The following is a 21,725-nucleotide window of genomic DNA, read 5'->3' on the forward strand; positions in this document are numbered from 1 at the left end:
TACATAGTAATTAATATAATATCAGTATTTTTTTGGAAATTTAATTATTGTCATCATCTATGTAGCCATCATCCTCATAAATTTCGTATTCATCGTCAAAATCTTCATCACCATATTCTTCATCTTCGTATTCATATTCATCGTCATCATATTCTTCATCATCATAAGAGCTATCTTCTCCATCAGATCTTAAAAGACTTCCTAATAGTTTAAGGTTATTCATACTTCCTAGATTGTTTATATTGGCTAATGAACTTAAACTAAATCCACCTTCACCAAAATCATCTGGTAAAAATAATTCCGCAAATAAATCAATTTTCTTTTTCATATCTATAGCTTTTTCTATAGATTCTTTTCTCTTCTCTGGGAATACTTCTAGTATTTCTTTTATCATCATATTTTTTTTATCATCTTCGTCCATGCTTCTAAAAAAGTTTGTTTCTTCTTCTTGTATATCATCGATTCCACTTAATCTCTTTATACCTTTTACTAAATCTAGTAAACTTTCTAGTTTTGCTAAAACTTTCATCTCATCTCTAGACATATATTTTTTAGTTCTAGTTATTATTTCCATTCCACGTTCTAGATCTTCATCACTTAAATCCATTAATTTCATACCCTTGTTTATATCATTCATATTAAATCCAAGCATACTATTACTACTCTTTCTCTCCCTCTTTGGGTTTGTTTTTTTAGGAATTTTAGGCTTTACTTCTTTTACTTTTTTCTTTTTTATAGATGGACATCTAACTCCATCTGCATTAATTTCTTTTGGTTTATTTTTATTATTATCAAATAACGAAATATTTCCGTTACTAAGCGCGATCATTCCAAGTATCAACAGTATATTATTCAATCCCAGTCACCCCTTAAAATATACTTCTCCTCATATATAAAGTATGTTTTATTTGCTATTAATGTTACTTTTTTTTGTTCATATGCATATACATTATTTATAGGAAATCTTATTTATCTAAAATTTAATATATCATTCATTTTTTAAGATTATTTCTATATATAAATAATATGAGTAAAATCTAATATATATTATAGAAAGGGGCATTTTTATGAAAAAAGTAAATACAGACGCATTGGAGAAAATGGCTAAACAAAAAAATATTGATAAGGAAAAAATTGAACAAATTGCTGATAACTATAAAGGCAAATCTGAAAATGAACTTATGGATGAACTTATAAAAATAGGTAAAAATCTTCAAGGAAAAGATGAGGTTATATCAAAATTTAAGACATTCTTAGATGATGATCAACGTAAAAAATTAGATACTATAATGGGTAAAATTTCTGAAGCTGAAGTTCAAGATAAACTAGAAAGTAAAAAATTAAAGTCAAAAAAATCTGCTTCTGGAAATAAATCTTCTAAGGAAAGTACATCTAATCAAAATACACCTAAGAAGCATAAATCTAGTAAACATAACTCATCCGTACAAGATGAAAGTACATCTGAACCTAATGGTAATAAAAAAGTTAAAAAAGTAGTTAAAAAAGTTAAAAAATCTAATCATAATAACTAAAAAAATAAAGCTAGAGTAATTACTCTAGCTTTATTTTTTTAGTTATTAAGTTTATTGTGTATAGATTTCATTAGATTATCTTTGATTTCACTTCCTTCTAATAAAAGTTCATCACATTCTTTGCTGTAAACTTTATATAACTCTTTATTTTCAAGAGTCATTAAATTTACCTTTACATTTAATAAAGCTCCTTCTAGGCCACTGTATAGCATTAGTGTTCCTACTCCAATGTCAGTTATAGCGTTTTGGTTTCCATGTTTAGTTAGATACTCTAATAGTTGTAGTGCTTTAAAAGACAATTTAGCAGTTTTGAAAGGAACATCTATAGAAAATAATGTTGCATCTTGTATAGCAACCTTTCTAGCCTTAATTTCATCATCGGTATTCTTAGGCATTTTCATAGCTTTCATAACTTCATTAAATGATTCAGTATCTCTATCTATAAGCTCTATTAGCTCTTGCCTTATATCTCCAAGCTTATTGAACTTATCTACAAACTCTGCTCTTACTTTTTCTTCTAAAGCTTCATATTTTTTCTTTCCAAAACTTAAGTGTGCCATCATTCTAGCAAGCCCTATACCTATATTACTTGATAGTGCAGCTACTGAACCACCACCAGGTGCCGGGGAATTAGAATCTACTTCATCCGAAAACTCAGACACAGTCATATCCACTAATTTCATATTTCTCCTCCTATATGGTATTGTTATAAATTACCCCTTTGTTATCTACTACTAATTTACCTTCTTTATAAACTTTATTCACATGATTTATTCCAAAATGATACATTAAATACTCTATATTAGGAGCATCAAATACTACTAAATCTGCTTTTTTTCCTACTTCTAATGAACCAATGTTATCTTGTCTATCAATTGCATATGCTGCATTTATAGTTACTGCATTTAATACTTCATTTGGTGTCATTTTTAATCCTAAACACCCAAGTTGCATTACGAATTGTAAGTTTTCACTTGGACAGCTTCCCGGATTATAATCACTAGATAAAGAAACTGCTACTCCTAGTTCTATCATTTTTCGTGCATTTGCATAATCTTTATTTAGATTAAATGAAGTGGCTGGAAGTATATTGGCTATTACTTTATTTTTTGCCATCATTCTTAAACCTTCTTCACTTGCTGCCATTAAATGATCTGATGATATACACCCTAATTTAGCTGAGAGCTTTGCTCCACCTAATGAAACTATTTCATCTGCATGTATTTTTAATTTATATCCCATTTTTTTTGCTTTTGTTAATATATATTCACTTTCTTCTATAGTAAATACACCTTCTTCACAGAATACATCACAAAATTCTGCTAACTCTAATTCTTTAACCTTAGGCATCATATCATTTACTATTATATCTATGAACTCCTTATGATTCTCTTTATATTCTTGTGGAATTGCATGTGCGCCTAAAAATGTATGTACTAAATCTACTGGATGATTTTTATCTAAGTCTTTTGCAACTTTAAGTTGCTTAATCTCTGTTTCTAATTCTAGTCCATATCCACTTTTAGCCTCTGCAGTTGTAACTCCAAGTTCTAACATTCTATCTAAACTTTTTTTAGCTTTATAGTATAATTCTTTATCTGTAGCTTCTTTAGTAGACTTAACTGTACTAAGTATTCCTCCACCTTGATTTAATATTTCTATATATGGCACACCAGATATTTTTTTAGAAAACTCATTTTCTCTAGATCCACCATGAACTAAATGTGTATGAGAATCTATTAATCCTGGAGTTACCAAAAGTCCATTTACATCATCTATTTTAGTGTTTGAATCTATTAATCTTTCATAGCTATCTTTAGTGCCTATTTCTGCAATTCTACCACCACTTATAGCTATATATGCATCTTCTATTAACTCTAGATTATTCATTTCTTCCCCAGATTTTGGGCAACCAAAACTTTTACATGTAGCCAATTTGCCTATGTTTTTTATAATTAAATCTATCTTCATATCTCTACTCCATTAAACTAGTTTCTAAAACTTTATCCATACTAAAATTTTCCAACCCTAAGTAATATGATGCTACATCTATTAATGATTCCATTGGGCAAAGACCTACTATCTCACTTCCAACTACATTTACACCATATCTTTTAGCTTCCATTTTTACAGTTTCAAAAGCTCTGTACATACTAGTTTTAGTATAATCAGTTAAATTCATAGTTACTTGAGTTATTCCTCTTTCTGGAACCTCTACTGGTCCTGCTTTAATATATCTATATCCTCCACTTGAAAATCTTATAGTTTTAGCTATACTTGATGCTATTTCTATATTTGTAGTATCAAGATTAATATTATAGGCTATAAGAGGTCTTCTAGCACCTATAGCTATTGCTCCTGCGCTAGGATGTTTCTTAGGTTGACCAAAATCAGGCTTCCAGTTTGGATCTTCTAATTTTTCATCTAGTCCTTCATATTGTCCTTTTCTAACAGTAGCTAAATTTTCTCTTTCTGGTTTACTAGCTGCATTTTCATATAAAAATACTGGTATTTCATATTTTGAAGCCACTTCTTCACCTAATTCTTTAGCTAATTCTATTGTTTCTTCCATTGTCATATCTTTTATAGGTATAAATGGGCACACATCTGTAGCCCCAAATCTAGAGTGCTGACCTTTATGAACATTCATGTCTATAACATCTTTAGCAACTCCTATAGACTCTAAAACTGCATTTTTAACTTTTTGAGGTTCTCCTATAACTGTGACTACTAGTCTATTATAATTTTTATCTGCCTCGTAGTTTAATAATTTTACTCCTTCTTTTCCTCTTAATGGATTTATTATCTTTTCTATTTTATCTAAATCCTTACCCTCACTAAAATTAGGAACACATTGTACTATTGCCATATTTAGACCCCCTTTATATTTAAATAAATATAATTACAAGATAGCTTATTTTTTAAGCTACCTAGCAACTATATAAAACTATTACCTTATTAATACTATTTATCTGCTTTAATTAAAATTATAAATTTTCTATCGTTTCATTAATTAAATTATCATCAACTATATATGGGAGTGTTATATGATCCTTTCCTTCACACATTTTGTTATACTCTATTACTGTAGATATAGAGTTTTCATTTCTGGCCCAAGCACGTCTAGCAACTCCACTCATAACATCCCAAGGCATTGAAGTTCTTAGTATATCATCAACTCTTTGAGAACCATCTAAAACCATCCCAAATCCACCATTAATAGACTTTCCTATACCTACTCCTCCACCATTATGAAGGGCTACTAAACTCATTCCCCTTGCACAGTTTCCTGCAAAGCAATGAGTCGCCATATCAGCCATTATATTACTTCCATCTTTTATGTTTGAAGTTTCTCTAAATGGAGAATCTGTACCTGATACATCATGATGATCTCTTCCTAGCATAACTGGACCTATTTCTCCTCTTCTTACCATATCATTGAATTTTAAAGCTATATTTGTTCTTCCCATAGCATCTTGATAAAGTATTCTCGCTTTTGTTCCTACTACTAATGCATTTTCTTTAGCATCTCTTATCCAAGCCCAGTTATCTCTATCTTGATATCTTCTATTTGGGTCAATTAAATCCATCGCTGCTTTATCAGTTTTTTCTAAATCTTCATCTAGTCCACTTAAACAAACCCATCTAAATGGACCATATCCATAATCAAATAGCTGTGGACCTAATATATCTTCAACATATGATGGGAATATAAATCCATCTTTTTCATCTATTCCATTTTTAGAAATTTCACTGCATCCTGCATCATAAACAGCTTTCATAAAGCTATTTCCATAATCAAAGAAATATACACCTCTATTATGTAATTCTTTTATAGCTTTAAAGTGTTTTATAAGCGTTTCATCAACTAATTCTATAAACTTATCTTTATTCTCTGATAATAGTCTTGTTCTCTCTTCAAAAGTTATACCTTGTGGGCAATATCCTCCATCATAAACAGCATGGCAAGATGTTTGGTCTGATAATAAATCAATATGTATATTATTTTCTATTGCATATTCCAATAAATCTACTATATTCCCATGATAAGCAATTGCACAAGGTGTTCCTTTTTTCATACACTCATAAGCCACTTCAAATGACTCTTTGCAAGTTTTTGTTACCTTACTTACCCATCCTTGAGTATGTCTAGTTTCTATTCTTGAATAGTCAACTTCTGCTATTATACCCACTCCACCTGCAATTTCTACAGCTTTTCCCTGAGCACCACTCATTCCTCCTAACCCTGATGTTACAAATAATTTACCTTTTAAATCTGAATGTTGGTCTACTCCTAAAACTAATCTTCCTGCATTTAATAATGTTGAATATGTTCCATGAACGATTCCTTGAGGACCTATATACATCCACCCACCAGCTGTCATTTGTCCATAATTAGATACACCTATTGCTGCAGCTCTTTTCCAATCTTCTTGATTATCAAACATACCAATCATAAGACCATTAGTTAATATAACCCTTGGAGCATCTGGTTTTGATTTAAATAATCCAACTGGATGACCTGATTGAAGTACTAAAGTTTGATCCTCTGTTAATTCTTTTAAGTATTCTTTAACTAGAGCATACTGCATCCAATTTTGAAACACTTGACCTGTTTCTCCATATGTTACTAGTTCATAAGGATATAAAGCTATGTCAAAATCTAAGTTATTATCTATCATGACTTGAAAAGCTTTTCCTTCTATGCATTTCCCTTCATAATCATCTATAGAAAGTCCTTTTAAATTTCCTTCTGGTCTAAATCTATATCCATAAATTCTTCCCATCGTCATTAATTCATCTAAAAATTCTTTTGCTAGCTCATCATGATACTCTTCTGGTATATATCTTAAAGCATTTTTTAAAGCCAATTTAATATCTGAATCATATAATTTTGCCTCTCTTTTTGGTGCTCTTCTTATTCCCTCTATAAAATGCGGAGTTTCTTGAGGAACATAATTTAATTTTATACTCATAGAATCTTTTATATCTTCATTTAGTATATTTAATGTTTTTTCCATATAAATACCTCCTTTTATTTAACTCAAACTTTCAACTAATAGTTCTTCATCCATTAAAAGCTCACATTCTATAGCTTTCTCAACTGCTTCAACTAATAGATTTTTCTTTATTAAATCTTCTGATATATTTATATCCTTATACATTATTCTATCTTTATCTACAAATGTAGTATTTTCTCTAACTACTCTATATGCTGCTTCAGTACCTATTCCAAGTTTTTTCTTACCTCTTAAATCTATAGCCTGAACAGCGCCTAATATTTCCATAGATAGTACTTTTCTTGTGTTTTCCATTATTTCTCTTGCTTTTCTTGCTGCTATTGTACCCATGGATACATGGTCTTCTTGGTTTGCTGATGATGGTATTGAATCTACACTTGCTGGATGTGCTAAAACTTTATTTTCTGATACTAGTGATGCCGCACTATATTGAACTATCATAAATCCTGAATTTAGACCACCTTTATTTACTAAGAATGCTGGTAATCCATGGCTTAATGCTGGGTTTACTAATTTCTCAAGTCTTCTTTCTGATATATTTGCTATTTCTGATAGAGCGATTCCTAAAAAGTCAAAGCTTAAAGCCATTGGTTGGCCGTGGAAGTTACCTCCTGATATTACTTCTTCTTCTTGTGGGAATATTATTGGATTGTCTGTAACTGAATTAATTTCTATATTTATTTTATTTTTTACATATTCAAGTGCATCTTTACTCGCTCCATGAATTTGCGGTGAGCATCTTATTGAGTATGCGTCTTGAACTCTCATTTGACCTTGTTTAGTTGTCATTTCGCTTCCTGATACTATATTTAATATGTTTTTAGCAGTATTAATTTGTCCCTTATGAGGTCTTACTGAGTGTACTTTTTCATCCATTGCACAAGTTATTCCATTTAAGGCTTCCATAGTCAAACCTAATGCTATATCTGCAGTTTTTAAAAGGTTCATTGAATCATATAATGTTAATAAACCTACTGATGTCATAACTTGAGTTCCATTTATTAAAGCTAAGCCTTCTTTTTCTGATAAATACTCTAACACATCTATACCTGCTTTTTCCATAGCTACTTTAGAATCTAACCTTTCACCTTTATAAATCGCTTCTCCTTCTCCTAACATGGTTAAAACCATGTGCGATAAAGGAGCTAAATCTCCTGATGCTCCTAAGGATCCTTTTTCTGGTATTATAGGATGTACTCCTTTGTTTATCATATTTACTAAAGTTTGTAGAGTTTCTATTCTAATTCCTGAATTTCCTTTTGATAGAGCATTTACCCTTAATAACATAATTGATCTTACAATATCTTCACTTAAAGGATTACCTACACCACATGAATGACTTATTATTAAATTTTTTTGGAGTTGCTTTGAATCCTCTTTTGATATTGCTACATCTGAAAACTTTCCAAATCCTGTAGTTATTCCATAAGATATCTTTTCATTCTCTACTAAGTTGTCAACTAAATTTCTTGCTATCTTTACTTTACTTATAGATTCTTCACTTAGTACTACTTCATAATTATTTCGGCAAACATTAACTACGTCTTCAATAGTTAAGCTACTACCATCAATTAATACCCTTTTCATAACAGACTCTCCCCACTATTATTAAATTTGTTTAAATTTTCTCTATCACTTTAATTATTTCTATATATATATCCACAATCCTTCATTATAATTTTATATTTTTAACTATAAAAAATATGACATCTGCAGGGTACAGATGCCATATCATTACTTATTAAGATATTAGTTTCCGCTAATACGAAATCCTTGTGGAAGTGGATCTTTTGGATCTAATACTAACTGATTAAATCCCATGATATGTGATACTCCAGATACCTCTGTAATAACAGCGTTATAATCTCCAACTTTGGTTTCTGAAATAACCTTTCCTTCCATTGATGTATCAATTATACTTTTATTTATAAGAATTTGATCTTTATTTAATTCTCCCTTAGCATAATGAATCGCTACACGTCCACCAGTTCCAGATCCAGTTGGAGAACGATCTATTTGCCCTTGTGCAAATATGCAAACATTTTTAGTCAAAACTTTATCTCCTTCATCAACTACTGGCTCATAAAAAATAGTTCCATATAACCAGTTAATTCCCGGCTCAGTTGGATGATTAAATTCATATTTATCCATTACTTTATGTTTAATTTCCATTCCAATTTTAACTAATAAATCTGCATCTTCTGATATTACACTTAAATTTACTTTGGTAACATCTATATATACATAAAACGCTCCACAGTAAGCTATATCTCCAACTATTGTTCCAATTCCATCCACTTCAACTTCAATATTTTCTTTATAAACGAAGCAAGGAACATTCTGGAAATAAACTTTTTCTACTACTCCGTTTTTAATATAAGCTTTAGACTCAACTCGTCCACAAGGAGCATCAATTTTAACTAAATTTTCTCCTTCTTTCCCTTGAAGCATACCTACTTCAAAAGCAGTTTTTGTAAGACCTATAGTTGCATGACCGCACATAGAACTTAATCCTTCATTATGCGTAAATAAAACTGCAAAATCACCATCTTCAGTTACAGGCTCACATAAAATACAACCATACATACCACTATGACCTCTAGGCTCAAGCATAATCATTTTTCTTAAATCATCATAGTTTTCTAAAACATATTTTCTCTTTTCTAAAATAGTTTTTCCTGGTATTTTAGGAAAACCTGAAGTAACGATTCTTGTGGCTTCCCCTCCTGTATGTGTATCTATACAATTTATAAGATTTTTAAACTTCATCATGATAATTCTACCTCCATATATCCCAATATACGTTTTCTACTTAACTTTATAACCAACATCCTTTTCTAAGGCTACTTTATAAATTCTTTCAGCTACAATCAAATCAAAAATAGCAATTCCAACTGATTTAAAGAAAGAAGTTGAATTTTTAACTTTATATTTTTCTTCATCCGAAGCAGAAAGAAGAAAATCACTAAATCTTTTTATATTATTTTTGTCAAGTATCCCCTTATTTATTGGCTGTATAAGATCACCAGATTCTTCTAAAGCAATATCAGCATCTACATAAACTGAATCTAATAGTGGATATAGTGCGTCTGGAAATTCACGCATATTTGGCTTGTAAGAACCAATACCAATAAAATGCTTACCTTCAAGTAATTCTGGATTCTCTGGCAAAGTTGGAGAGGTTGCTGTAGTTGTTGTGATAATAACATCTGATTTCTTTAATAGGTCTTTAGAGTCATTACAAATAATAATCTCAATCTCTAGTGATAATTGTTTTTGTAGCCTCTCTACAAAACTTTCTATATTCTTTGAATATGGATCGAAAATATAAATCTTTTGGAAATTCCTTACTTGACAAGCATAAATCAATTGATAAAATCCTTGAACTCCAGCTCCTATTAATCCAACACTATTTACATTTTCTGGTGTAGTGTGCTTAATTCCTATCCCACCAACAGCTCCAGTTCTTAGTGCAGTTAATGTTTTTCCATCCATCATACATGTTGGCTTCCCTGTTTCATAGTCATTTAAAAGCATAAGTCCATCTAAAGAAGGAATACCCTTATTTATATTTTCAGGGAAAATAGTTAAAATTTTTGTACCTAAACTCTCTTCTACAAAACATGGCATATAAAGCAGTGTTTTATTTTTGTAATCAACATGAAAACGATCTGGCATATAATAACTTTTATCGTTATAGACTTTGTAAGCATACTCGATTGCATCTAAAATCTCTTTGTAAGAAACAATCTTTAAAATATCCTCATTATTTATAACTAGCATATTATTACCTCCTCTCTTTTTTATTTAATTCTAAAATTTTAATAAAATTTATTTTTTACTTATTATTAAAAATATTTTTATATTTGTAATAGTATATTCATCATTACACATTGTCAATTCATTTTAATAAAAATAATTTCATTAAAATGAATTTATTTTATCAAAATAAATTGACTTGTGATATTTCACCTATATACAATATAAATATAAGCAATTGTTAAATATTAAATAATATTGTTAAGGAGAGATTTTATGGATAATAAAACTATTCAATCAAAAAAGACTAACAATGTAGTAGACGATTATCAAAATAATTCTTGCGAAATACGTAAAGAGATTAGCAAAGGAACTTATTTATGTCTTATTTTTGTAGTTGCTCTTGGTACGTATTTTGGCGTGGTCATGGGTGTTGGCACAATGTTTAGTGTTATTATGAAAACTGCACATGATTTATTGCTAAACACTGCTTTTTATATTATGGGAGTTGCTGTATTAGCTGGTGCCCTATCTTCTGTTTTTTCCGAGTTTGGTGTTACAGCTCTAATTAACAAGATAATATCTCCTATAATGAAACCTATTTTTGGATTACCTGGTGCTTCTGCTTTAGGAGCTATAACTTGCTATTTCTCAGATAATCCTGCAATTGTACCAATTTCTAAAGATCCAGCGTATGCAAAATATTTTAAAAAATATCAATGGGCTACAATGGTCAACTTTGGTACTACTTTTGGTATGGGTATTATAATATCTGGTGGTATTCTTGGAATTGAAGCTGGTAAATTTGCCCCTAGTGTTGTTATAGGAACAATTTGCGCTATTATCGGAGGAATCATCAGTAATAGATTATTGATGCGTTATACAAAGAAACTTTACGGAAAAGAAGCCGAAGTCAATCAACAATATCTAGATTCTGAAATTGTAAATGTGAAACATGGATACCGTAAGATTAGAAGCGGTAGTCCATTTCAAAGGGGGTTAAATGCAACTTTTGACGGTGCAAAAGCTGGCGTAGACTTAGGATTAAGTATTATACCTGGAATCTTAATATTCTGTACACTTGTAATGATGTTAACAAATGGCCCTAGTCTTGTTGATGGTAAAGAAGTTTATCTAGGTGTTGCTTATGAGGGTACTGGTCTTCTTACTTTAATTGGTGATAAAATTTCCTTCCTACTTAATCCATTATTTGGTTTTGCAAATTCAGCAGTTTTAGGTCTACCTTTAACAGCATTAGGTGCATGTGGTGCATCTATAGCTGGTGCTAAATCTTTAGCTGAATCAGGTCTATTGAATGCTCATGACATGACCGTTTATTTTGCAATTGCATATTGCTGGGCTGGTTTTCTTTCTACTACAGCTAGTATGGCTGATAGCCTAAAAGTAAGAGAAATTACTACAAAAGCAATGATCACTCATTTAATTGGAGGTCTTTGTGCTGGTATAATTGCAAATTATATGCACACTCTTATTTTCATGATTTTTTAATAAAAAAGACTGATGTAGTATCAAAATACTAAATCAGTCTTTTTTATATTTTTAGAGAAATTAAAAATTTTACTATCTTATTAGTTTCATTTAACCAGATATGCTTTTTAAATCCCTTTTAAAGTATTATATTTTTTTTCTTTCTATAACACTTTCTCTTTCTACTATTCTATATGGTAATTCTATCTTTTTATTTTCTAATTGTTCTTTATTTATCATTTTTATTACCATTCTTATAGCAACTGCTCCAATATCGTATAATGGTTGATGAACTGTAGTTAATTTAGGTCTATACATTTTAGCTATTTTAACATCATTAAATCCAGCTACTGATATATCCTCTGGAACTTTATATCCAGCATCACATATAGCATTTATTGCACCGATTGCAGCCTCATCTCCTGTTACAAATGCAGCATGAGGAACTATTCCTTCATCTAATAATTCTTTCATACTTTTATAACCAGTCTCGTAAGTTGTTCCACCGTATTTTATTAAACTTTGATCTAACTTTATATTATTTTCATTTAGAGCATCTTCATAACCTGATAATCTTTCCATTTCTAAAACAGTATCATCTTCACTTGTCATTATAAATGCTATTTTTTCATGTCCTTTGTTAACAAGATACTTAGTCATATCATAAGTAGCTTCTTTATTGCTTGTACTAACTGTGTGTATATCATAGTTTCTAGCAGTCTTACTTATATATGTTGCAGGTATACCACAATTTTGGATGTATTCTATATGATCTTCTTCTACTTTCCAAGATATCATAACTATACCTTCTACTTGTTTTGCTCTTAACAAGTTTATGCTTTTTAATTCTTGCTCTTTATCAGAGTATGTATTTGCTAAAAGTATGTCATAGTCATACATTTTTGCTATTTCTTCTACTCCATTTAGTATCTCATTTACGAAAGAATCAGACACCTCTGGAACTATTACTCCGATTAATTGACTTTTTTTAGTTACCAGACTTCTTGCAAGTGGATTTGGAATATATCCAGTCTCTTTTATAACATCTAAAACCTTTTGTTTTACTTCATCCGTTACGGGCTTTGAATCATTTATAACTCTAGATACAGTAGATATAGAAACTCCTGCTTGTTTTGCAACATCTTTTATAGTTATATTAGTCTTCATTTCAAATCCCCTCCTTTTATTAATTTATTTAAAGTTATAATAAGTTTAATTAAAACTCTATTCTATCATAAATTTCCGATTATATAAATACATTAAAAATATATTAATTATGTAAAACCTTTTCTTAGTTTAATTATTAATTTACATCGATAGTTTTATACATGAATATTAATATTATTATAACAAAAAACGTTGGTATTTAATACCAACGTTTTTTATTACTTAATATTAACAGCATCCATCGTCAAACATTCCACCACAAGAACAAGTTATTAATAATAATATTAAGAATGGTATCCAAGCCATTATATCTATATCAGCCCAGCAATCTCCAAAAGCTAGGAATAAGAAGAATAGTACTATTATCCACCATGCTCCTCCACCGAAGCCACCTTCTCCAAAGAATCTATCTAACATATTAAAGCCCTCCCATTAATGAAAATTTTATAAATATATTAAAATATATTTACTACTGGCTAGTAAATTATATATTTAACTAACCATTACCATAATATATAATATGAAATTAATTTGATTTTGTTACTAAAGCTCTAAATTATTAATCCCATATACCACAGCTACAAAGTATTAATAATAATATTAAGAAAGGTATCCAAGCCATTATGTCTATATCTACCCAAGTATCTCCAAAAGCTAAGAATAAGAAGAATAATATTATTATCCACCAAGCACCTGCACCAAAGAATCCTTCATCCCCAAAAAATCTATCTAACATTTTGCTACCTCCTGTTGATATTTAATTTTGAGCTTTCGCTCTTAAGATATAATATGCAAGCTATATAATTTGTGATAGTGTTTTTTTGCTCTAAATTTAATTTTTAATATTCAGAAAAGTAAATCTAACAAAAAACAAAAGAGAGTGCAATTGCACCCTCTTTTGCCTTACTTAATTAACATCCGCAGTCAAAACTATTGTCTAAGCATCCACAATCATCATCACCTAAGCCACAAGAACAAACTATTAGTAGTAATATTAAAAATGGAATCCAATCTGTTATGCATATTTCAGACCAGCATTCTTGGAAAGCTAAGAATAGGAAGAATAATACTATTATCCACCATCCACCTCCACCAAAACAATCAAATACTCTACTTAATTTATTACTCACACAAATCCCCTCCTAATATATAGATACTCTAATTTATGCAAGTACTCAGCTGTTATTAGGTTATTTACCTTCTCCATACTATACTATGTAACTCTTTAAAAAGTGTTATTATTTTTTATAAATTTCTAATAAAAATTTGATTTACTTTAAGATGTTTTCAAATAAAAAAAGAGGCTCTACCTGAGCCCCCCTTAATGATATTAACAACAGCATCCACCATCAAAATCAAAATTAGTTAAAAGTAGTACTAATAATACTATCCATATTAGAGCCATATCGTCGCAGAACAACCATTCTATAAGGTCATCTCCTAATAGAAGTATTGCTCCTAGTATTAGTAGCACTATTATTCCTAGTCCACCTCCACCAAATATACCTCCACCAAAGAAACGTTGTAAGCCTTGCTCATTTGACATTTTAATGCCCCCTTTTTTATTTATAGGCAATTATTATTTCTACCTACTTAATAAATATTATGTATTTGTGGCTTAAATTGTTACATTTTATTGTTTTATAGTTTCATTTTTTTGCTTGTACTATTTTTATATAAAAAAAAGAAATCACTAGGATTTCTTCTAAGCCAAATACTAACAACAATTATCATCAAAATTAAATAATAAAAGTATGATTAATATAATCCATATCCATATGCTGTCATCTTCTAAAACGCCATCTAATATATCTGTGCATAGTACAATAAATATTAATACTATAATTACTAGCATTCCATTGCCAAAAAGGCCATCATCGCCTCCAAAAAAACGGGATAGCGCATCTTCTAATTTTGCCATGACCTTCCCCCCTTAATTCAAAGCTTTCTTGTTTTAAGTATATGTCATAGCTGATAAATAAGTTACCTCTTTAAAACTCTTATTAGCTAATTTATCTAATTCTTCATCACACAAGCTATTGTATTTATCTGCATCTTCTAAGTGCTTTTCCTTATTCTTATTTTCTGATATACTTTGTATTAAACTATCTATTGATTTTATTTTATACTCTTTGTAGTCGTTTATTAAAAATGTTGTTTTAGAGTTTGTAATACCTTTTTTTATAGATACCAACCTCGATATGTACTCATCCTTCTTTTCTTTAACATGTTCTTCTTTTTCCAATATATCCTCTAATATAATATTGGTTTCAAATACATAGTCCTTTATCTTTTGCATATCTAATGTCACTGAATTATAGTATAAATTTATTAATATTATTAAAAATACTCCAATTGATGATACTACCAATCCTATATATTTCATAACAATTCCTCCTATGTGTAAATTTATATTATAATTTATATTCTTTTACTAAAAATTTATTACTTTTTTATAATTGTATATTGAATTTTTTTACATATTATATTAAACTACAATTAAAATTAATCAACTCTTTTAGGAGGTTTACAATGTTTGAAAAAATAAAAGAAATAATAGCAGAACAACTAGGGATAGATAATGTAGACAAAATAACTCCACAAACATCTTTAATAGATGACTTAGAAGCAGATTCTTTAGATGCTGTAGAAGTTATAATGGCACTTGAAGATGAGTTTGGAATAGAAATTCCAGATGAAGAAGCTGAACACTTCAAGACTATAGGCGATATAGCTAAGTTTATAGAAGGTAATAAATAATAAAACCGAGCATTTAAGCTCGGTTTTATTTTATATATATTTAATTCTAGCAACAACAATCATTGTTATTGTTAAACATAAACACTAAGAACACTATAAGTATAATCCAAATAAATGAATTATTTTGTTCAAAGAAGCATCCTATATCTCCATTGCCCATAAATAAAAAAATTATAGCTCCTATTATTAAAAATAAAATAAGTGGGTTATCATCTATACAATCAAATCCTCTAAAAAATCCTGTTATTTGATCCATTTATACTCCTCCTTAACTTGATATGTAACAATTTAATAGTTCTCTTATTTATAAATATGATTGTATATTTATCTTTGTGCATGTACAAAAAAATAGTATGAAAATATTAACTATCTTCATACTATCTATACTTATTTTTCTTCGTAGAATTTTATATTTTTAAGTACTATATCTATTGTTCCATCTGTATTTTGTCTTACGCTATATTTCATTGGATCCTCAAAGTCAGCTAAATTACCTTTTAAATCAAATCCATTATCTGTTTTTATACTTCTCTTTTTAAGCTTCTTTTCGACCCATTTTTTATCTATACTAAATCCTTCTTCTAATCCTTTATCTTCCATATGTTCTTTAAAACTTTCTTTAAGATTTTCATCTTTTATTGAGTTTTCTACAAAATCATGAATATCTATTTCATGCTTTTCTTTTAATGTATAATTTAATATACTTCTAACATCTTCTGCTTGTTTTATATCATCACTTAGTGCATTTGTAATCCAATTTTCTGCTGAATTTTTAAATACTTTAGTCTTATATTTATCATCTTCTATCTTCTCAGCATTCAAAAATTCTGTTATAAACTTAGATTCACTTTCTTCCTTTTCAGCATCTTTATCTAAAAGTCTTAAATGGAATTCGTCATTTATACCACTTGTTCCAATTATTGCACATTGCTTTTGTCTACCTGTTTCTGGGATACCTACTTCATTTGCAACCATTTGTATATTAAATTTCTCATCTATAAATTCTATTGAATGAGTATAAAGTTTCTTGTAGTCTAACTTTAATATAGCCACATACTTTTCATCTTTTACAGTATATAAGCATATTGCTAAGTCACAAGATTCGATTTCTGCATTAATTTTCATAATATCAAATAAGTATGCTGCTATTTCCTTAGAGTTTTCTAAAAATGTGCTTTCATCATATATAATTTGTTCGCAACAATTTTTTATTGTATTATCATTATAATTTTTAAATGCACCTTTTCTTAAATCATCATCTTTAGTAACTCTTTTTATAACCTTTTGGAAAAACTTATCTACTTCTTGATTAACCTTACCTTCAAAATCATTTAATATTGGCACATCACTATTTTTATCTAGTACATGCACTATAAACTTATGTATTATCATATTTCCTGCACCTCAATCTTATATATATTTTATCTATCTTAATTTTTCTATTAAATCTTTTATATCACTTGGTAAATCTGCTTTAAAACTTAATTTCTCTTTAGTTCTTGGCTGTTCAAACTCTAAGCTATATGCGTGTAAAGCTTGTCTATTAATAAGATTTTCATCAACATGACCATAAAGCTCATCACCTATTATTCCATGTCCAATAGATTCCATATGAACTCTTATTTGATGAGTTCTTCCAGTTTCAAGCTTTACCTCTAGTACAGTAGCCTCATTTAATCTTTCAAGCACTTTATAGTGAGTTACTGATGCCTGTCCTCTTTCATCTATAACTCTTTTTATACTATCTCCAGTTTGTCTATATATGGGCTTATTAATAGTTCCTTCATTATCTAAAACTTGTCCTTTTACAACAGTTATATAAGTTTTTTCAACCTTATCTTCACTCATATCTTGGGATAATGTGTGATGTGCATAGGCATTTTTTGCCACTATTACAAGACCTGATGTATTCATATCTAATCTATTTACAAATCTTATTTTTACTTTTTCATTATTTTTTATAATATAGTCTGTTACAGCATTTGCAATAGTTTTATCATAATGACTTTTAGTTGGATGAACTACCATAAATGGTGGCTTATTTACCATTATTAAGTCAAAATCATCATATAATACTTCTAAATTTAAATCTTGTGGTTCAAAGTTAGCCATATCTTCTTCTATTTTTACTTCTATCAAATCACCTTTTTTTATCTTAGTACTTGGCTTTTTAAATTCACCATTCACTGATACACTTTGTTCTCTTTTCATTTTAGATAAAGATCTTACTGAGAAGTTTAATTTATCTAATAATACTTCTTTTAAAGTTAATTCTTCATCATTTATATATGATATAAGGTTATATTTCTGACCTTCTTTTTTAAACAAATCTACACCTACTTCCTTTTTGCTAATAACATTATATATTTTACACTATTTTTTTAATATATAGATGCTTTTTTGACTAAATTAAAGAAAAGACTTTAATTTATTATACAAACTAAAGTCTTTTTGATTATTTATAATTCTTTATTGTTTGACTTTCTTATTGCTAAAACTTTTTACTAAAATTAAAAATGCAATTAAGCAACATATACCACCTAATATAAATGGTAACTTATTTCCATAATCAAATATAAATCCAGAAACTAAAGATCCTGTAATCATACCTATCGCTTTAAATGAACCTTGAACGCCCATTATCTCTCCATAGTTATCCTTAGCTAACTTCGATACTATACTTTGCTGCATAGGAGTAACTAGTGCGCTTGATGCTATAAATAAACTTAAGAAAAGTAAAGCTACAAATATATTATTACTCAAGCTTGATATTATTATAGAAATCCCTGCTATTACTAATGCATATATTATACTTTTATTTTCATTAAACTTCTTACCTAAATACGGATTAACAAATAAGTTCATTATTAAAGCTATTATTCCTGCTACCGCCATAACTGCTCCGTTTACAGTAGTTGGCATATTTAATACTGACTCTATATAATAATTTATCGTTGAATTATAAGATGTTGTTGATATTGTAATTAAAGTCATTACTATCATCATTATTCCTATAGTAGACTTTAAATCAACTGATTTTTTACTAGGTTTTAAGTGGTTTAAGTAAATTTTAAATTTTCCATATTTATTATTTATGGTTTCATCAATTAAAATATAAATTATTATTGCTACTATAATAGATAATATAAATTGACTTATAAAAGCGTACTTATATCCAAAACTACCTATTGTTCCTCCAAGAAGTGCTCCTGCTGAACTTGCAATAGATCCAGTTGCAGTGTGATAAGCCATATATTTTACTCGTTCTTTTTTCGTAGATACATCACTTATATATGCAGTTGCCACTGTTATAAAGCCAACTGACATTCCTCCTCCTAGTATTCTAAATAATAAAATCGTGCTTGTAGTTTGCGAAAGACCAAATCCGAGTTGGCTTATTCCATATCCTAACACTCCTATTATTAAAAATATTTTTCTTCCTTTTGTATCAGACATAGCTCCCCATATTGGAGACATTACAAACTGAGCAATTGCCATAGTTGAATAAAGTACCCCAAACATATATGTAGGTAGCCCCAATGTATTTATTAATGTTGGAGTTACAGGGTGAGCCATGTTAAATGTTGTCATAGTTATAAAGTTTATAAATAATATTTTCTTTAGTTTATTTTTGTCCATATTGCCCTCTATTGTTAATAATATTTTATACATTATAAAATACCCCAAATTGTTATTTTTAAATTGTTTCCAAATAAAAAATTCGTTTTACTCATGTTACTAATTACCTACAAAAAATGTACATTGCTTGAGCAACTGTGTTGGCGAAACATTTTAAGCTTGGTAACTGGAATTTATATGTAAAAAAGCCTATCAATTGATAGACTAATTTTTATTATGTGCTTCGAAATTAAAAGAATGACTTCTATTATCTTGTTGTACATTTATACATCCAGTTTCTAAAAATGGTAAATCAACTGTATATCTTCCGTCAAAATCTATATTTACAGAATATAAATCAAAATAATTTTTGTCTAAAGTTAATCCTTTTGGAAATAAAAACTCTACATATCCTTCTTTATAAGGTTTTATTCCATATAAAAACATTTTATCACTTTCACTAACATGATTTTCATTATCTCCCATATCTCTTTCATATGAAGTTAATTCTATATTAGATCCAAAATGTGTTACCTCTTCATTTTCTTCCTCTATCTTTCTTTGAAAAATTAATTTTGCACTATTTAACCTATAAGTATATTTACTTTCGTTCTTTATTTTAAATTTAAATATAGTACCTTCTTTAACTTCCTTTTTATCATATAAATCTACTCTTATTTCTTTTATATTTTTTTCTTCATAATCATTTACATGTATCATATCTTTAAATATTAATTTATTACCTATAAAAAATACTGTAAATACTATTAGTATGCTTATTGAAATTTTTATAAATCTTTTCATATTTCTCCCTCCCTAATATTAGTAGTGTGAATTTTTAGACTTTATAATTTTTAGAGACACATACATTGATATTATAAAAATTATAAGAGTTATAAACGTAATAGTATTTAAATTTAAATATTTTGAACTAGCATTTTCAATAAAATTAATTATTACATTTCCAATTGAACTTAATGGTCCATAACTAATAAAATAGTCTGACCTTGAGCTATAAAATACTTTATCTGAAATCATACTAAGTGTATTTATGTAAAAAATCAAAATAAATACACTTATAAATCCGCATAGCCCTCTGACTTTATGGTATCCAAATTTGAAATACAGAGGTAGTATTATGGATATAATTACTAAAAATGAATTTACTCCAAAGTATATATCATCTAGTACTACTTCTCTAAGTAAAAATATAGAAAATATTTGATTTATTATTGTAGAAAGTATAGTTATTATAAGTATTGTAGCTGCCCCCATTATATATTTGGAATAAATTATATCTTCTTTACTTGTTGGCATACTTTTTATAAAATTTCTTGAATTATTTTCATAATCACAATAAAAAGTATTTGCTAGTATTAAATAACTTATAAATACAGGCGTTATATAATAATGTTGATCTCTAAATATTATATAAGATACTAAAAATATAAATAAATATTTTATATTTTTTATACCTTCTGTTTTTATGCTTGTTATTATATCTTTTTTAATTAAATTAAGCATTATTTTTCCCCTCCACATAATAATACATTACATCTTCTATAACTGAATTTTCTATACTAATAATCTCAATACTTTTTAATATATCAATAGCTTCCATAGTATCTAACTTAATTAAAGCTTCACTGTAATATTTATTATTTTTCATACCAATTATAAATTTACTAAGCTTTTCTAATTCTTCCCTTGATGCCCTAACTATTTTATAATCTTCTATTAAGCTTTCTTTATCCATTGTAAATACTTGTTTTCCTCTATTTATAAAAGTTATGTAATCAGCTATTTTATCTAATTCTTCTGTATTATGTGTTGATATTATTACACTTGTTTTTCCTTCTTCAATAAATTCTTGTAAATATCCTAATATTTCTTTCCTAATTATAGGGTCTAACCCAGCTGTAGGTTCATCTAAAATCAAAAGCTTTGCATCATGACTAAGCGCATTTGCTAACATTAACTTAACAGATTCTCCTTTAGATAAATGTTTTATAGTAAATTTTTCATTTAAATTAAATTTACTTAGGTAATTATTAAATTTATTTTTATCAAATTTTTCATACATTAATTCCATGATCTTTTTGAAATCTTTAATCTTAAGATGAGGATAAAAATCTAAGCTATCATATACAAAACCAATATTATTTTTTATATCTATAGGGTAATATTTAATTTCTTTATTAAATATTTTTATATTTCCTTCATCTGCATCTAATAAACCCATTATAAGTTTCATAAGTGTAGTTTTTCCTGAACCATTGGGTCCAACAATTCCCATAATAAAGCCTTCATCTAAATTTATATTTAGATTTTCTAATTTAAAGCTTCCTAAATTTTTACTTAGATTTTCAATTTTAAGCAT

The 21,725-nt window shown here is 28.4% G+C and carries 25 protein-coding genes; 3 read left to right on the top strand and 22 right to left on the bottom strand.

Features of this window, described 5'->3' with window-relative positions:
* Positions 1-40: 40 nt before the first annotated feature.
* The gene (locus tag JNUCC81_RS14955; protein ID WP_454096406.1) at positions 41-829 is read right to left on the bottom strand and encodes a hypothetical protein; all 789 of its coding nucleotides are present in this window, start codon (positions 827-829) and stop codon (positions 41-43) included.
* Positions 830-1,067: 238 nt separating this feature from the next.
* On the opposite strand from JNUCC81_RS14955, the gene JNUCC81_RS14960 reads away from it, so the two are divergent.
* Positions 1,068-1,532: a hypothetical protein gene (locus tag JNUCC81_RS14960; protein ID WP_454094199.1), complete on the top strand. Its 465-nt coding sequence runs from the start codon at positions 1,068-1,070 to the stop codon at positions 1,530-1,532.
* Between the two features lie 38 nt (positions 1,533-1,570).
* On the opposite strand, the gene JNUCC81_RS14965 is transcribed toward JNUCC81_RS14960, so the two are convergent.
* From JNUCC81_RS14965 to JNUCC81_RS14995, 7 genes are all read right to left on the bottom strand, one after another.
* A complete protein-coding gene (locus JNUCC81_RS14965; RefSeq protein ID WP_454094200.1) occupies positions 1,571-2,215 on the bottom strand; it encodes a cyclodeaminase/cyclohydrolase family protein in 645 nt (214 codons plus the stop codon).
* A 10-nt stretch (positions 2,216-2,225) separates the two neighbouring features.
* Positions 2,226-3,503, bottom strand: a complete 1,278-nt coding sequence (hutI, locus tag JNUCC81_RS14970) for an imidazolonepropionase (RefSeq protein ID WP_454094201.1) — start codon at positions 3,501-3,503, stop codon at positions 2,226-2,228.
* A 4-nt stretch (positions 3,504-3,507) separates the two neighbouring features.
* On the bottom strand, positions 3,508-4,401 hold the full coding sequence (ftcD, locus tag JNUCC81_RS14975; protein ID WP_454094202.1) for a glutamate formimidoyltransferase: 894 nt from the start codon (positions 4,399-4,401) through the stop codon (positions 3,508-3,510).
* A 118-nt stretch (positions 4,402-4,519) separates the two neighbouring features.
* Positions 4,520-6,553, bottom strand: coding sequence for a urocanate hydratase (locus tag JNUCC81_RS14980; RefSeq protein ID WP_454094203.1), 2,034 nt, complete (start codon positions 6,551-6,553; stop codon positions 4,520-4,522).
* 18 nt (positions 6,554-6,571) lie between these two features.
* Entirely contained in the window at positions 6,572-8,140 is a 1,569-nt protein-coding gene (gene hutH / locus JNUCC81_RS14985; protein ID WP_454094204.1) for a histidine ammonia-lyase, read from the bottom strand.
* Between the two features lie 162 nt (positions 8,141-8,302).
* Positions 8,303-9,325, bottom strand: coding sequence for a proline racemase family protein (locus JNUCC81_RS14990; RefSeq protein WP_454094205.1), 1,023 nt, complete (start codon positions 9,323-9,325; stop codon positions 8,303-8,305).
* Positions 9,326-9,361: 36 nt separating this feature from the next.
* Positions 9,362-10,336 carry an ornithine cyclodeaminase family protein gene (locus JNUCC81_RS14995; protein ID WP_454094206.1) on the bottom strand — a complete coding sequence of 325 codons (975 nt, stop codon included), beginning with the start codon at positions 10,334-10,336 and terminating at the stop codon, positions 9,362-9,364.
* Positions 10,337-10,588: 252 nt separating this feature from the next.
* On the opposite strand from JNUCC81_RS14995, the gene JNUCC81_RS15000 reads away from it, so the two are divergent.
* On the top strand, positions 10,589-11,821 hold the full coding sequence (locus tag JNUCC81_RS15000) for a CD0519/CD1768 family membrane protein (protein WP_454094207.1): 1,233 nt from the start codon (positions 10,589-10,591) through the stop codon (positions 11,819-11,821).
* A gap of 126 nt (positions 11,822-11,947) precedes the next feature.
* Here JNUCC81_RS15000 and JNUCC81_RS15005 read toward each other — a convergent pair whose 3' ends face one another.
* The 7 genes from JNUCC81_RS15005 to JNUCC81_RS15035 all read right to left on the bottom strand — a co-directional run bounded on the left by JNUCC81_RS15005 (position 11,948) and on the right by JNUCC81_RS15035 (position 15,353).
* Entirely contained in the window at positions 11,948-12,967 is a 1,020-nt protein-coding gene (locus JNUCC81_RS15005) for a LacI family DNA-binding transcriptional regulator (protein WP_454094208.1), read from the bottom strand.
* Positions 12,968-13,195: 228 nt separating this feature from the next.
* Entirely contained in the window at positions 13,196-13,384 is a 189-nt protein-coding gene (locus tag JNUCC81_RS15010) for a hypothetical protein (protein ID WP_454094209.1), read from the bottom strand.
* Between the two features lie 142 nt (positions 13,385-13,526).
* Positions 13,527-13,703, bottom strand: coding sequence for a hypothetical protein (locus JNUCC81_RS15015; protein ID WP_454094210.1), 177 nt, complete (start codon positions 13,701-13,703; stop codon positions 13,527-13,529).
* A 175-nt stretch (positions 13,704-13,878) separates the two neighbouring features.
* Complete coding sequence (locus tag JNUCC81_RS15020; protein ID WP_208334078.1) at positions 13,879-14,097, bottom strand: hypothetical protein; 219 nt, start codon at positions 14,095-14,097, stop codon at positions 13,879-13,881.
* A gap of 200 nt (positions 14,098-14,297) precedes the next feature.
* Entirely contained in the window at positions 14,298-14,513 is a 216-nt protein-coding gene (locus JNUCC81_RS15025) for a hypothetical protein (RefSeq protein ID WP_454094211.1), read from the bottom strand.
* A gap of 171 nt (positions 14,514-14,684) precedes the next feature.
* A complete protein-coding gene (locus tag JNUCC81_RS15030) occupies positions 14,685-14,888 on the bottom strand; it encodes a hypothetical protein (protein ID WP_208334076.1) in 204 nt (67 codons plus the stop codon).
* A 33-nt stretch (positions 14,889-14,921) separates the two neighbouring features.
* Positions 14,922-15,353 (bottom strand): hypothetical protein, encoded by a 432-nt coding sequence (locus JNUCC81_RS15035; RefSeq protein WP_454094212.1) that lies wholly within the window; start codon positions 15,351-15,353, stop codon positions 14,922-14,924.
* 146 nt (positions 15,354-15,499) lie between these two features.
* Between JNUCC81_RS15035 and acpP the strand changes: the two genes are divergently transcribed.
* On the top strand, positions 15,500-15,727 hold the full coding sequence (gene acpP / locus JNUCC81_RS15040) for an acyl carrier protein (RefSeq protein ID WP_454094213.1): 228 nt from the start codon (positions 15,500-15,502) through the stop codon (positions 15,725-15,727).
* A gap of 46 nt (positions 15,728-15,773) precedes the next feature.
* Here the strand turns inward: acpP and JNUCC81_RS15045 are convergent, their stop codons facing one another.
* The 7 genes from JNUCC81_RS15045 to JNUCC81_RS15075 all read right to left on the bottom strand — a co-directional run bounded on the left by JNUCC81_RS15045 (position 15,774) and on the right by JNUCC81_RS15075 (position 21,725).
* A complete protein-coding gene (locus tag JNUCC81_RS15045; RefSeq protein ID WP_208334074.1) occupies positions 15,774-15,983 on the bottom strand; it encodes a hypothetical protein in 210 nt (69 codons plus the stop codon).
* 131 nt (positions 15,984-16,114) lie between these two features.
* The gene (locus JNUCC81_RS15050) at positions 16,115-17,119 is read right to left on the bottom strand and encodes a nucleoid-associated protein (protein ID WP_454094214.1); all 1,005 of its coding nucleotides are present in this window, start codon (positions 17,117-17,119) and stop codon (positions 16,115-16,117) included.
* Between the two features lie 33 nt (positions 17,120-17,152).
* The gene (locus tag JNUCC81_RS15055) at positions 17,153-18,055 is read right to left on the bottom strand and encodes an RluA family pseudouridine synthase (RefSeq protein ID WP_454094215.1); all 903 of its coding nucleotides are present in this window, start codon (positions 18,053-18,055) and stop codon (positions 17,153-17,155) included.
* 141 nt (positions 18,056-18,196) lie between these two features.
* On the bottom strand, positions 18,197-19,399 hold the full coding sequence (locus tag JNUCC81_RS15060) for an MFS transporter (protein WP_454094216.1): 1,203 nt from the start codon (positions 19,397-19,399) through the stop codon (positions 18,197-18,199).
* Positions 19,400-19,570: 171 nt separating this feature from the next.
* The gene (locus tag JNUCC81_RS15065; protein WP_454094217.1) at positions 19,571-20,149 is read right to left on the bottom strand and encodes a hypothetical protein; all 579 of its coding nucleotides are present in this window, start codon (positions 20,147-20,149) and stop codon (positions 19,571-19,573) included.
* Positions 20,150-20,167: 18 nt separating this feature from the next.
* Positions 20,168-20,869, bottom strand: coding sequence for an ABC-2 transporter permease (locus JNUCC81_RS15070; RefSeq protein ID WP_454094218.1), 702 nt, complete (start codon positions 20,867-20,869; stop codon positions 20,168-20,170).
* A complete protein-coding gene (locus JNUCC81_RS15075) occupies positions 20,862-21,725 on the bottom strand; it encodes an ABC transporter ATP-binding protein (RefSeq protein ID WP_454094219.1) in 864 nt (287 codons plus the stop codon). The genes JNUCC81_RS15070 and JNUCC81_RS15075 overlap by 8 nt, the downstream gene beginning before the upstream one ends.

Source organism: Faecalimicrobium sp. JNUCC 81 (genome assembly GCF_053667625.1).